Origin of the sequence: Gluconacetobacter brunescens (assembly GCF_048695475.1) — a bacterium.
In the GTDB taxonomy this organism is placed as follows: Bacteria; Pseudomonadota; Alphaproteobacteria; order Acetobacterales; family Acetobacteraceae; genus Gluconacetobacter.
Window position 1 is genome coordinate 2,110,359 of the sequence record NZ_JBLHEN010000001.1, and the last position, 12,622, is coordinate 2,122,980.

Annotated in this window: 13 protein-coding genes and 1 pseudogene; 4 read left to right on the plus strand and 10 right to left on the minus strand. The window is 59.6% G+C overall.

Annotated elements, in window-relative coordinates; genetic code table 11:
- Window positions 1-181: 181 nt before the first annotated feature.
- The 5 genes from ACMAUO_RS09320 to ACMAUO_RS09340 form a co-directional block, all read right to left on the minus strand.
- A complete protein-coding gene (locus ACMAUO_RS09320) occupies window positions 182-1,378 on the minus strand; it encodes a PepSY-associated TM helix domain-containing protein (RefSeq protein WP_420356635.1) in 1,197 nt (398 codons plus the stop codon).
- A 2-nt stretch (window positions 1,379-1,380) separates the two neighbouring features.
- Entirely contained in the window at window positions 1,381-3,759 is a 2,379-nt protein-coding gene (locus tag ACMAUO_RS09325) for a TonB-dependent siderophore receptor (RefSeq protein WP_420356636.1), read from the minus strand.
- A gap of 174 nt (window positions 3,760-3,933) precedes the next feature.
- The gene (locus tag ACMAUO_RS09330) at window positions 3,934-4,923 is read right to left on the minus strand and encodes a FecR family protein (RefSeq protein WP_420356637.1); all 990 of its coding nucleotides are present in this window, start codon (window positions 4,921-4,923) and stop codon (window positions 3,934-3,936) included.
- A 131-nt stretch (window positions 4,924-5,054) separates the two neighbouring features.
- The gene (locus tag ACMAUO_RS09335) at window positions 5,055-5,591 is read right to left on the minus strand and encodes a sigma-70 family RNA polymerase sigma factor (RefSeq protein WP_420356638.1); all 537 of its coding nucleotides are present in this window, start codon (window positions 5,589-5,591) and stop codon (window positions 5,055-5,057) included.
- 19 nt (window positions 5,592-5,610) lie between these two features.
- Window positions 5,611-6,141: a hypothetical protein gene (locus ACMAUO_RS09340; RefSeq protein ID WP_420356639.1), complete on the minus strand. Its 531-nt coding sequence runs from the start codon at window positions 6,139-6,141 to the stop codon at window positions 5,611-5,613.
- Here ACMAUO_RS09340 and ACMAUO_RS09345 point away from each other — a divergent pair.
- A pseudogene (locus ACMAUO_RS09345) lies at window positions 6,125-6,196 on the plus strand (hypothetical protein); the annotation flags it as partial. The gene ACMAUO_RS09340 and the pseudogene ACMAUO_RS09345 overlap by 17 nt on opposite strands.
- A gap of 39 nt (window positions 6,197-6,235) precedes the next feature.
- Entirely contained in the window at window positions 6,236-6,844 is a 609-nt protein-coding gene (locus ACMAUO_RS09350) for a LysR substrate-binding domain-containing protein (protein WP_420357245.1), read from the plus strand.
- A gap of 117 nt (window positions 6,845-6,961) precedes the next feature.
- Here ACMAUO_RS09350 and ACMAUO_RS09355 read toward each other — a convergent pair whose 3' ends face one another.
- Complete coding sequence (locus ACMAUO_RS09355) at window positions 6,962-7,882, minus strand: LysR family transcriptional regulator (protein WP_420356640.1); 921 nt, start codon at window positions 7,880-7,882, stop codon at window positions 6,962-6,964.
- Window positions 7,883-7,980: 98 nt separating this feature from the next.
- Between ACMAUO_RS09355 and ACMAUO_RS09360 the strand changes: the two genes are divergently transcribed.
- On the plus strand, window positions 7,981-8,850 hold the full coding sequence (locus ACMAUO_RS09360) for an aldo/keto reductase family oxidoreductase (RefSeq protein WP_420356641.1): 870 nt from the start codon (window positions 7,981-7,983) through the stop codon (window positions 8,848-8,850).
- A 124-nt stretch (window positions 8,851-8,974) separates the two neighbouring features.
- Here ACMAUO_RS09360 and ACMAUO_RS09365 read toward each other — a convergent pair whose 3' ends face one another.
- Window positions 8,975-9,928: a GlxA family transcriptional regulator gene (locus ACMAUO_RS09365; protein WP_420356642.1), complete on the minus strand. Its 954-nt coding sequence runs from the start codon at window positions 9,926-9,928 to the stop codon at window positions 8,975-8,977.
- A gap of 108 nt (window positions 9,929-10,036) precedes the next feature.
- On the opposite strand from ACMAUO_RS09365, the gene ACMAUO_RS09370 reads away from it, so the two are divergent.
- Window positions 10,037-10,501, plus strand: coding sequence for a nuclear transport factor 2 family protein (locus tag ACMAUO_RS09370; RefSeq protein WP_420356643.1), 465 nt, complete (start codon window positions 10,037-10,039; stop codon window positions 10,499-10,501).
- An 18-nt stretch (window positions 10,502-10,519) separates the two neighbouring features.
- Here ACMAUO_RS09370 and ACMAUO_RS09375 read toward each other — a convergent pair whose 3' ends face one another.
- From ACMAUO_RS09375 to ACMAUO_RS09385, 3 genes are read right to left on the minus strand one after another with little or no spacing between them, the layout of a single operon-like run.
- On the minus strand, window positions 10,520-11,410 hold the full coding sequence (locus ACMAUO_RS09375) for an aldo/keto reductase (RefSeq protein WP_420356644.1): 891 nt from the start codon (window positions 11,408-11,410) through the stop codon (window positions 10,520-10,522).
- 48 nt (window positions 11,411-11,458) lie between these two features.
- Window positions 11,459-12,172, minus strand: coding sequence for an SDR family oxidoreductase (bdcA, locus tag ACMAUO_RS09380; protein ID WP_420356645.1), 714 nt, complete (start codon window positions 12,170-12,172; stop codon window positions 11,459-11,461).
- Window positions 12,169-12,621 (minus strand): SRPBCC family protein, encoded by a 453-nt coding sequence (locus tag ACMAUO_RS09385; RefSeq protein WP_420356646.1) that lies wholly within the window; start codon window positions 12,619-12,621, stop codon window positions 12,169-12,171. The genes bdcA and ACMAUO_RS09385 overlap by 4 nt, the downstream gene beginning before the upstream one ends.
- Between the last annotated feature and the right edge of the window lies 1 nt (window position 12,622).

Genomic DNA, 12,622 nt, shown 5'->3' on the forward strand with positions numbered 1-12,622 from the left:
ATGATGAGATGTTCTAGGAAAGGATCTCATCGGGCCTGTTACTGTGAAGATCGGTGGAAACGAAAGGCCGAGCCATGGCACTGTCCGCTTCGCATGGACGTGCCAAGTCCGGATGACGAGAGAGCATTGGATATCGGCTGTTAGTAGTATGCCAGACCGTCCAGAATGCCCTTCACTTCGGTCAACGAACAGCAGATTCGGGAGGGGCGTCGCCTACAGGGCCTATCTGTTCCCCTGTATGTCGTGCTTCGATAAATGAATAAAAACGGTTCTTTCTTATAAAAATAATTATCCCGCTTATTATTACGACGATCATATAAATATCGAGCATCGCCCAGATGCCCTTCATGGGAATGCCGCCGTAGTCACCGAAATGGAGCGGGCGGGAAAGCTCAAGGATGTTGAGATACCACGGCATCCGCAACACCGTCGTGATCTTGCCCGAGCGGGCGTCCACGAGAACAGCCGTAAACAGCCGGCCTGTCAGAGCCGTGTCGCCCTTGACCCATACAAGATAGTGAAACGGGCTTCCGATGCCTGCCCCGGGGAAAATTGCGCTGACGATCTTCATGCCGGGCAGTGCAGCCTGGGTGGCGGCAAGAACGCTGCCGATAGGTGCCAATGCTTCAACGGGAGGCGGGGTCTGCCCCTGCCACGGGCTCAAAACCTTGCGCACATCCTGCTGCTGCCAGGCCATGAAAAGCGGGGCAGACAAGGCGTTCATGAAGCCCGTCACACCAACCACACCCATCCAGACTGTCACGGCGATTCCCAGAAAATTATGGAAATCCAGCCATGAGAACGCCTGACGGCGTCCTGTGCGCATAGTCCCAAAAGGGCGCCCCCGCATGAAGGGAGCGTAAATCAACACACCAGATAGAAGGGCAAGAAAAAAACAGAGAGACACGCCAGCCAGCACGATGCTGCCCGGCAGGCCGTTCAGAAGATTTTTGTGCAAACCCTGAATGATCGCCATGACAGGATGACGACTCTGCACTGGCTGCGCGTTGTCACGCAATAATTTGGCGTTTCCAGAATCATAAGTCAGAAAATGAGCGGAGCGGGGGTTCGTGTTGTACTCCGGCCAAGATCTTGCCATGCCGACGATAGTCTGTGGTTCATCGTCATCGACAAATACGGATGTGATAATCTGCCCGGAATAACGGCTCCGGGCGGAAGACACTATGGCGTTCGTCACCTCGGATGAAGAAGCTCCTGAGGCATCTGAATAGGTTAAGGCATTTTCGCTCCAGCCGATGATTTCCTCTCCAAATACCAGCGGGAGACCCGTCAGGCACAGGATGAGCAGAAAAATCGTGGAAATTATGCTTGTCCATTTATGGATCCATACCCATCGGCGCAACGCAATGCCTGTCATCCTCACCACCGCACCCGTACGGAGCCGAGAACGACACGGTCAAGCGACCATGTGCAATTCCCGGAATTGCAGACCGCCACGCGCCGATTGGCAATATTGTTGACATTGAGCTGCAGCCTGACCGGACCCAAATCCTTGTGCGTCATGACATCGAAGACGGTAAGGGCGTCGTTCCTCTGGGTATTCGCGACATTCGCCCAGGTCTTGTCCAGAAAGCGCACACCCGCACCAACGCCGAAGCCCGGCACGAGACGCGTGGGAAAAGCGTAATTCAGGAAAAGGGACGCCTGGTTTCGGGGAACACCGACCGGGACCTTGTGGGGCGCTGTCGTACTTTGGGTATTCAATATATCGACGTAAGTATAAGATCCTATGGCCTGGAGGCCGAAGCCCAGATTCGCGACCGCCTCCACTTCCGCGCCGCGCGACCTGACCCGGCCATTCTGTATATTATATACTGTATTGGCAGGATCCGTCGTCAGGACATTGGTTTGGTGTAGATCGAAGAAATCGGCGGTAATATAGCTATCAAATCCATGTGGCTGATATTTTAGACCAGCTTCGTACTGGTGTCCCTTGGTCGGATCAAACGGGTGGCTGCCGTTTGCAGGCGAACTGACCCCCGAGGTCGGCATGAACGATGTGGAATAACTGAAATACGGCGCGATCCCGTTGTCAAACAGATACAAAAGAGACGCGCGCCCCGTGAAAGCGTTGGGGCTGGTTCTGGTTGTCGCATTATTGGCAAGCAGGTTTCTCGAACTTGTGCCGACCATATCCTCTCGGCCACCCAGAAGCAGATGCCAGTGCTTCCAGGACAACTGCTCCTGCGCATAGACACCAACCTGGTTGATGGTCTGGTAGACATCTGTCGCCGTCTGGATGATGGATACGCCGCTCGTGCTGTAGACCGGGTTCAGAAGATTCAGCGTGGAACCCCATCCTTCCCCCATCTTGCTGTTCAGATGCTGTTGAAAATAATCGACGCCGAACAGCACCGTATGTTTCACGGGACCACTGCGGAAATTGAACTGGGCTTGTGTATCGAGATTCAGGCTTGTCAGCCCTTCCTGCCATTGTCCCGCATATCGGGTCAGATTGGTGCCCAGTAAGGAGTATGCATCCTCGAACTCTCCATCCAGATAAGCATGCCCGTACCGGAAATTCTGACGTAGAGTCACAAGATCGCTGACTTTATGCTCCAGCTTGTAGCCAAAATACCATTGCTGCTGACGAAACGCGTCATAGGCAGGGTCCCCTACACGAATATGGGTCAGGCCCTTTCCTGGCACATAAAGATAGTAAGGCCACATCGATGTCAGATTCTTCTGGTATTCTCCCAACAGGGTCAGCGTCGTACGGGGCGTGATATGAAACGTCATGGAAGGGGCAACCGCAATACGGTTGTCCTTGGTGTCATGAACCTGGGTATCACTGTCGCGGAACAGGCCGGTCACCCGGTAGAGAACATCGTGCCCGTGATCGATGGCGCCACCAAGATCGAACTCACCCTGATAGCGATTGTAATTTCCCAGTGTCAGCTCAACTTCATGAATGGACGTATCGACGGGCAGCTTGCTGACAACATTGGTGAGGCCGCCCGGATTATTGGAACCGTACAAGACCGATGTCGGTCCCCGGAAGACCTCTATGCGTTCCGCCTCGTAGGGTTCGTTGCGGAAGTAGGCGAAACTGCCGTTCGCAAATCGCAGGCCATCGCGGTAATTGCCATACTGGTTTGCGGAGAAGCCACGGATCAGAGGCTGATCATAACGCGGATCGAACCCATAGGGCTGGGTCTGGACGCCGGCGGAATAGACCAGCGCCTGGCCCAGGCTCTGCGCGCCGATGTCAGAAATCAGATCGCGTGAAACGACGGATATTGACTGAGGCGTTTCGATGAGAGGCGTATCGGTCTTGGTGCCCGAAGCACTGAGATGGGCGACATATCCTTTCACGGAGCCTGTCGCCGTCTCCGTCCGGCTTGCCAGGCCCGCACCGGTGGTTTTCGCCAGCTGGGACGCCGTCCCCTGCACACGCACCGGGCTGAGGGTGATTGTCGGATTTCTGTTGGTCGCCACGACAATCGTCCTGCCGTCCTGCAGGTGCCAGGACAGGCCGCTGCCATTCAGCAGGCGGGCCATGGCGTCGCTGACTGCCAGCCTGCCGGACAGACCATCGGTCCTTTTTCCCGTGACGGCGGCGGACGGGAAGAAAATATGAACGCCACTCTGGTCGGCGGCCTGCGTCAGCGCATGATCGAGATCGCCCGCCGCCACATGGAAATCCACGCTGGTCTCGACGACCGACTGCGCAAATGCCTTCTCCATTACGACAGGCGGCGTCCCGACCGTTGTCATCACCGTCAGCTGCCAGACCATTCTCCGCGTCGCCTGTGCTACGCTCATTCCGTCCACCTTGAAAATTGATGTCCGCCTGGAACACGCCATCGCATCCAGTTAAGACTGCATCTCATTTTCAAGGACGTTCAAGTGAAGCCGACTTGCAGTCCGCCACTCAAAAAAAGATAAAAAACTTGCCGGCCAGGAAGCTGATCAACTGATGAGCAGCAGATAGGGCAGATGGGTCACACGCGCGCCTGTAGAAGACTGAAGCGCGGACAGCAGGGCCGTCTTGTCATCAATGTCGAAGACGCCGGTGACTTGCAGCTTCCTGAGCCTGTCTCCCACCACCACGATACGACCGCGCTGGTAGCGCTCCAGTTCCCGGGCGACCGTTTCCAGGTTTTCCCGATTGAAGATCAGCTTCCCGCGCGTCCACGATGTCATATCGTTGACATTGATGCTGGCTGGGGCGCTGACGATCCCATGATCGTACCGTACCATCTGCCCCGTCGTGACCCGCTGCGCGTCAGTTCCGTCCCGCACGGCCACCATCCCGGCCTGGACCGCCACTTCCGTCGCGGATCCGATCCGCCTGACGCCGTAGATCGTTCGCTGCGCCTCGGCTTGCCCGCCGTTTGCGGTCACGACGAACGGACGGGCGGCATCATGGATCACATCGAACAGGGCTTCGCCATCATGCAGGGCAATCCGGCGTTCCTGACCGGTGAATGCGACCGAAATCGCGGTCGCTGTATTCAGCCAGACATGGGAGCCGTCTTCCAGCGCGACCCGGCGCCGTTCCCCAACCGACGTATGATACGTCGCCATGGCTGCCGTCAGGGTGGAGACAGCCGCCGGGCCGAAAGCCCATGCAGTCGCTCCAGCCGCCAGCGAAGCGCCAAATGCTCGGCGCCCGAAACGGCGCGCACGCAACTGGTAGGGTGGCGGAGCAAGGGCCGTCCCCACCGTCCGGTATTCCTGTGCAGCGGCCGTCTCACCGATCTGGCCGAAAAGCCTCTCGGCCTCCTGTGCGGCCTCCTCATGCGCGGGAGAGCGTGCCCGCCACCGGGCAAAGGCCCGCCGGTCATCCTCGGTTGCGCGACCGGAGCAGAGTGTCGTCAGCCATGCAATGGCCTCGTCACTCAGCGCGAGACGGCGCGGTGTCCGGGGGCGATCCTTCCCTCCTGGGGAGTCAGGCATAAAGACACCGATTCCCTTTGTGTCCCCGTTGCGGCTTTCGCATGTCCCCCTCCCTGATGAGACTGATCATGACCAGTTTCATAGACAAGGACGAACGGGACCACAGGGACTTGCAGTGACGGTGCTGAAAATCAGTCTTCACCCTGCCTCACACGATCGCGGCAATGACGGACGGCCTGCATGATATATTTCGCGACCATGCTCTCTGACACGCCAAGACGTGCCGCGATTTCCACATAAGGCAGACCGTCCACTCTCAGCATGAGCAAGGCAAGGCGTGCCTTTATGGGGAGTTCGACCAATGCCGCGTCCAGCCTTTCCAGCCGGTCGCGGTCAATGACCTGTCGCTCCTGCGAGGGTACCTGTTCGGGCACATTCTCATCAAGTTCTTCGTCCGAAAGCCATGTCGCGCGCCGCCCTGCTCGCCGTCGCATATCAAGGGCGAGATTGCCGGCGACACGAAAAATATAGGCTTTTTCGTTCTCAACGGCTTCGGTGACCCTGCTCAGCCGGACATAGGTGTCGTGGGCCAGGTCCGCCGCATCATTCACATCGCCAGTGCGATGAAACAGAAACCGCAGAAGGTCTTGATAATGCCGTTCGAAGCTCGCGAGCAGAGGCGTCCGCTTCGCTGTCATCCGCTCGCTCTTACGCCGGTCTTCATGCACGCATAGCTCCTGGGCGGGGTCATTTAAGAACCATTCTCACTTTTGCATACTCCCGGCCATCGGGAGCGGCAAGCCAGGATGCACAATCCGAGGGACGAAGAGGTCGGGCGGAGTGGCGAAGGCATCCTCTTCCTCGGCGCGTGGGCGCGACGTCATTCAGCACCCCGTCTTCGAACCGCGCCTCGGCCGGTGTCGCCACCCGGCGCACCCGCGCCGCTGGGTCCAGCGCGGCCAGCGCATGGCCCATCACCATCGGGTCCCCAACGGCGATCCAGCGCCGCTGCGCCGGTCGCCGCAGGAACATCCGGGCCACGATCTCCGGCCCGATCCCGGCGGGATCGCCCATCGTGGCGGCCAGTGGCCGGATATCGAGGGAGGCGCTTTTGCTCATGATGGTGAGCGTAACGGAACGGTCAGAAGGGAAAATCGATATGAACTGACCCGTTCCGGTGATAAAAACTAACCAATGACGCGCTCCGACATCCCGTCGCTCGACGATCTGCGCGCGTTCGAGGCCGTCACCCCTCGGTTCGGTGCGGGCGGCGGCCACGGAACTGGCCCTGACCCACGGCGCGGTCAGCCGCCGGGCGTCCAAGCTGGCTGATGATCTGAGACTCCAGTTGCTGGAACCGGATGGACGTGGTATGCGGCCGACCCGGGACGGCTCGCGTCTGGCAGAAGCGGCAACCGACGCGCTGAAGGGGATCGCGGCAGCACTGGCGGAAATCCGGTCCTCATCCGATGCGCAGCCGATCGTGCTGTCGTGCAAGCGGTCATTGGCGATGCGCTGGCTAATCCCGCGCCTGTCCGATTTCCAGGACCGTCATCCGGGTATCGATGTGCATCTTTCGACCGGCGGCGGCGCGCTGGATTTCGCGCGCGACCGCATCACGCTGACAATCCGGCGCTTGGACTTTCCCCTGGATCCAGAATTGGCCGTCACCACGCTCGCGGCGGAGGCGGTCGGGCCGGTGATGCGGCCCGACATGGCGGAGCGGTTCGCAGCGGGAGACTATCTGGCGCTTGGATCGCGCACTCGGCCTAAGGCATGGCGGAACTGGCTGGCCCGCCGCCCCGGCAGCCCCGCACCGCGCGACGTGCGTCTATACGACCATCATTTCAGGATGCTGGAAGCCGCCGCCAGCGGCCTGGGCGTCGCCCTGTCGCCCCGGATCATCGCGGCCGACGATATCGCAACCGGTCGGCTTGTTGCGCCGGTCGGGTTCGATGCGGATGGAACGTCTTATGGATGATCCGGCCAGGCAGGGTGGAAATGACGGAGAACGTCAAGGTCCTGGAAAAATGGATCGTAAAACAGGTTCTATAACCCGTGATATCAGCCCCTTATCCCTAGGGGCGGCGCGGTCAGATCATTGCTCCTTGCCTGAAGGCATCGAACGCGAGCGAATGAAATCGACGAACGCCCGGAGCGGCGGGGGCAGCTGGCGACGACCGGAATAGTAAAGCATGGGCCCTGAAAAAGGTGCGGCCCAGTCTTCAAGCACCACGTCCAGCGCACCGCTGCGAATGTGAGGAGCCAGCCAGTCTTCAAACAGACAGACGATGCCAAGACCTGCCAGAGCAGTTTCAAGCAGAAGGTCGCAGGCCGATCCCGGTTGGACCAATAAAGGGCCTGGTGGATCGAGGCGAATAATCTCGCCGTTTTTCTCGAACTCCCACACGGCTGACGCACCGCCGGAAAAGCGAAGACGCAGACAGGCATGTTCCAGCAACTCGCTCGGGTGTCGGGGGCGTCCCTTCGCAGACAGATAGGATGGTGCGGCCGCAGTAAGAACGCGCTGAGTGCCCGGCCCGATGGGGACAGCAATCACGTCCTGTTCCAGACGTTCTTCATAACGGATGCCTGCATCCGCGCCAGAGGCAAGAATATCGACAAAACTGTCCTCGACCGTCACTTCCACGCGGATTTGCGGGTGAGCGATCAGGAAGGGCGACAGAATGCCCGGCAGCACAGTCCGGGCAACATTGGCCGGCACGTTGAGACGGATCGTGCCCGCGGGCTGGTCGGTTTGAGCATGGACCGTATCGAGCGCAGCGCTGATCTCAGCAAGGGCTGGCGAAAGTCGCGCGAACAGCCGGGCACCCGTCTCTGTGAGCGAGATGCTGCGTGTGCTGCGATGAAGCAGACGCGAACCGAGACGGGTTTCCAGTCGGCGCAGAGCTTCGCTGAGGCCGGATGCTGAAAGACCCGAAACACGCGCGGCCTCTCGAAAGCCACCCGCCCGCGCAACCGCGACGAACGCCGAGAGATCATCAAGCTCGAATGACATTGTGCGAATTTCCGTACAGCCCGTTCAGGATTGAACAGCTTATCGATCATTCGAGCGTAGTCCATGTCTGGTGCGCACCCCTTATCAAGGAGATACCGATGAGCAATCGTACCAATGCAGGACCCTTTTCACTCGGCGACCGCGTCGTGAACCGTATGGGATATGGGGCGATGCAGCTTGCTGGCCCGGGTGTATTCGGACCGCCGCGGGACCGCGAAGCCGCTGTTGCTGTGCTGCGCGCTGCTGTCGAAGCTGGCGTCAATCATATCGATACCAGTGACTTCTATGGCCCGCATGTCACGAACCAGATCATCCGGGAAGCGCTGCATCCTTATGACGATGACCTTGTGATCGTGACCAAGGTTGGGGCGGTGCGGGGCGAGGATGCGTCATGGCAGCCAGCCCAAAGCGCGGAAGATCTGACCAGAGCCGTGCATGACAATCTGCGCAATCTGGGGCTTGATCGTCTTGATGTGGTCAACCTGCGGCTGATGGGTGACATCTTTGCGCCCAAAGAAGGCTCGCTGGCAGAGCCGTTTTCAGCACTGGCTGCTCTGCGTGAACAGGGCCTCATCCGCCATCTCGGCCTCAGCAATGCGACGGCCGCCCAGGTGGCTGAAGCGCAGACGATCGCGCCAGTCGTATGTGTGCAGAACCATTACAACCTGGTTCATAGAAAGGATGATGAGTTGATCGATGCGCTGGCCGCACAGGGCATCGCCTATGTACCATTTTTTCCGTTGGGCGGGTTCAGCCCGATCCAGTCGGATGCCCTCTCCCAGGTTGCAGCCGATATCGGGGGCACCCCCTTACAAGTGGCGCTGGCCTGGTTGCTGGCCCGTTCACCCAACCTGCTTCTCATCCCGGGGACGTCGAACCCCCTTCATCTGTCAGAAAATCTTGCAGCAGCAACGCTGGAACTGTCGGCCGATGTTCAGGCGCGGCTTGACACGATCGCCATCGCGTAATCTCGGCAACCTGTTCAATCCGAAGATGAAAGGTGTCGCCCATTTGTTTGCGTGTTCCGGAAACCACGAAGACCCGTTTTATGCCGGTGAGGCGCGAAAAGAACGGGGCAAGCCGGTTATTTTTTCAGTTCGGATTACCAGTTGCATTTCGCCGGACAGCTTGAGGTGGCTGATGAAACTCACGCAGGAAGGCGCGCCGCATCCGCTCGGGGTCGTGGAAGCCGGTCATCACGGCAATGGATTCGATGGGGAGCGTGGATCGTTCGACCCGCTCCCGTGCTGCCTCCAGACGCAGTTTCTCGACCGCTCTGGCGGGGCTCATCCCCACGGCGGTCCGGAAACTGCGTGAAAAGTTCCTGGGGCTCATGCCGACCCGGCTGGCGAGAATGTCCACGGTCAGGCGCTGTTGCAGGTTGGACCGGATCCATCCCAGAAGATCGGCAAAGCGTTCCTGCGTGCTCCCCATCTCAAGAAGCGCCGAGAACTGGGACTGCCCTCCGGGGCGGTGATAGAAAACCACCATCTGCTGCGCCGTGCGCCGCCCGATGTCCGCACCGATATCTTCGGTCACCAGCGCCAGGGCCATGTCTATTCCTGCGCTGATGCCGGCTGACGTCCAGACCGGACCATCATGGACATGGATAGCATCGGCCAAGACCCTGACTTCCGGAAACCGTGCTTTCAGGGCCCCGGCCTGTTGCCAGTGCGTCGTCACGCGGCGTCCATCAAGCAGTCCGGCCGCCGCCAGCAGGAAAGCGCCCGTACACACGCTGCATATCCGCCGTGCCGTGCCAGCCTGATGTCGGATGAAGGCCTGCAGTTCCGGACAGGCCATAGCCTGCTTGTGCCCTTCGCCCCCGACGACGACAAGCGTGTCAAAGGCCCCCACCGCCGCGAGCGGAACGGTCTCGATCGTCATGCCGGACGACGACCGGACCAGACCTCCATGCCGGGACAGGGGTGTCGTCTCATACCCAGCGCCCCCAAACGTGCTGGCGATCTCAAAGGCCGCCGTTACTCCGGCGGCGTCGAGCAACTGGAAGTCGGGATAAAGCAGGAGACCGATCCGTATGGGCATGTCCTGAAATGAGGGATCATTGTCCTTTCGTCAAACGCTCTTCCGGAAAACACTGGTAGACGGCAGATCAGCCAGCGATCCGTCCCCGAACCAGAGGCAGAATTTCCAATGTCCCGCCCCCCGTTTCCTCCATTCAATGCCGAAACTGCCGTTGAGAAGGTCCGTCTCGCAGAAGACGCCTGGAATGGTCAGGACCCTGAAAAGGTGGCGTTGGCCTATACGCCCGAGAGCCGGTGGCGCAATCGTTCGGAATTCATCCGCGGTCGAGAAGAGATCGTGACGTTCCTGACATCGAAATGGGAGCGCGAGCAGGAGTATCGGCTCATCAAGGAGCTCTGGGCTTTTCGGGACAATCGGATCGCGGTCCGCTTCGCTTATGAGTGGCGTGATCAGACCGGGCAATGGTTCAGGTCCCATGGGAACGAGAACTGGGAGTTCGATGAAAGCGGATTGATGCGCTATCGAGCAGCGTCAATCAACGATCAACCCATTTCAGCTGCCAGCCGCCTGTTTCACTGGTCTGCAAGGCGGCGTCCGGACAGTCACCCCGGCCTTTCAGCGCTGGGATTGTAACTGTCCGGGGGCACTCCCCTACGGCATTGACTGGAAAGCCTTGCGGCCTTCGGCATCCAGAGTCGCGAAGTCCTCGTCGGAGAGGGTGATGTCGGCCGCGGCGACGTTCTGCTCCAAATGGGCGACCTTGGAGGTGCCGGGGATCGGCAGCATCACGTTGCTGCGTTTCAGGACCCAGGCCAATGCGATCTGGCTCGGGTGCGCGCCGTATTTCTTCGCCATGGTGTCCAAAATAGACCCTGGCTTGGCGAGGTCGCCGGCGGCGAGCGGGAACCACGGGATAAACCCGATGTTCTGCGCCGTGCAGTAGTCGAGCACGTCCTCGCTGGTGCGATCGACGAGATTGTAGCGGTTCTGGACGGTCGCGACCTCAAAGAACTTCGAGGCCGCCTTGATGTTTTCGACGGATACCTCGCTCAGTCCCGCATGACGGATCAGTTTCTGATCGATGAAGGATTTGATCGCGTCGAACTGCTCATCGGCCGGAACCTTGGGATCGATCCGGTGCAACTGCCACAGATCGATCTGCTCGACGCCGAGATTGCGCAGGCTCTTGTGCACCTGCTGGAGCAGATATTCCGGCCGCCCGACGGGTTTCCAGATGTCCGGCCCCGATCGGGTCAGGCCTCCCTTTGTCGCGATCATGAGGCCCTTGGGGTAGGGGTGCAGTGCCTCCCTGATCAGCCATTCCGAGACATCCGGACCATAAGAATCAGCGGTGTCGATGAAGTTGACGCCGATCTCGGGAAGGCGCCTCAGCGTGCGGATGACTTCGTCATGATCGGCGGGCGGTCCCCATATGCCTTTGCCGGTGATGCGCATGGCGCCGAAGCCGAGCCGATGAACGGCGAGATCGCGGCCGATCGTGAAGGTGCCGGCGTTGGCGGCGTTGGGAGATGAATGGGTCATGATCCTCGCTCCTTTTTCCCAGCGGATGGTTGGAGATCCGTCATTTCGTCAGGCTGCGAAGCCACCATCAATGTTGTATGCAGCCCCCGTGATGATGCCAGCCTCTGGCCCGGCAAGATACGCCACCAATCCCGCAATCTCCGCGCCCGTGGCATGGCGTTTGATCGCCATGAAGTCGTGCATAACGTCCTTCAACGGACCATCGGCGGGGTTCATGTCGGTATCGGTGGGACCGGGCTGGACAACGTTGACGGTGATGCCTCGCGCGCCGAAATCACGAGCCAGTCCCTTGGCCATACCTTTCAGTGCCGCCTTGCTGGCACTGTAGGCAGCAAGCCCGGTCATCGGCATACGATCGGCATTGGCGGAGCCGATGAAAATGATGCGACCTCCGTCGGGCATGGTTCGTGCGGCAGAAACGGCCGCGTGGTAAGGGGCGTGGATATTGATGCGGAAAAGCCGGTCGATGTCGTCCGGAGGCATGTCCAATAGGTCGCCCGCGCCAAGAATTCCGGAATTGACGACCAGCACGTCAAGAGGACCGAGCGAGACAATCAGTTCGATGAGAGAGTCCCGGTCGCCGCTATCGGCGCGCAGAGCCTTGCTTCCGGTCTCGGCGGCCAAGGCCCGAGCCTCGTCAGGGGAGGACAGATACGAGAAAACGACTTTCGCTCCATCCGAAGCGAAGCGGCGTACGATCGCCGCGCCGATCCCGCGGCTGCCGCCGAGTACGAGGACGGATTTACCATAAAAACTGCTCATGACGGTATTGCCTCTGATGCCAGTATCTCAGCCAGTCTGTCGAAGGCTGGCTGATAGATGTGTGTCGGCATCCTGGCCTCCATGCTGGCTGCGTGTTCAGCAGTCGCTTCGAATTGACCGCGCCACCGGATAAACGTGCGATCGCCATCCGTTATGGGCAGAAGCGTGATTGTCGACCGGTAGTTCCGGAGCGGCAAAGCCGCTTCAATGATCGAGAACGTCACCGTATGATCCACGTCGGACAGCGCCAGAAGCTGTTCGCGGATAACGCCGACATCCCCCATTTCAACACGGCGGATTGCGCCGACGCGATCGCCGGGTTCATCGCCTTCGATCGCGCAGTGTTTCACGCCCGGCAACCACGCTCCAAGGGCGCCGAAATCACGGATCAGCCCCCAGACGGATAAAACGGGCGCATTGATGACGCTGCTGGCCATAACGTGGATCATA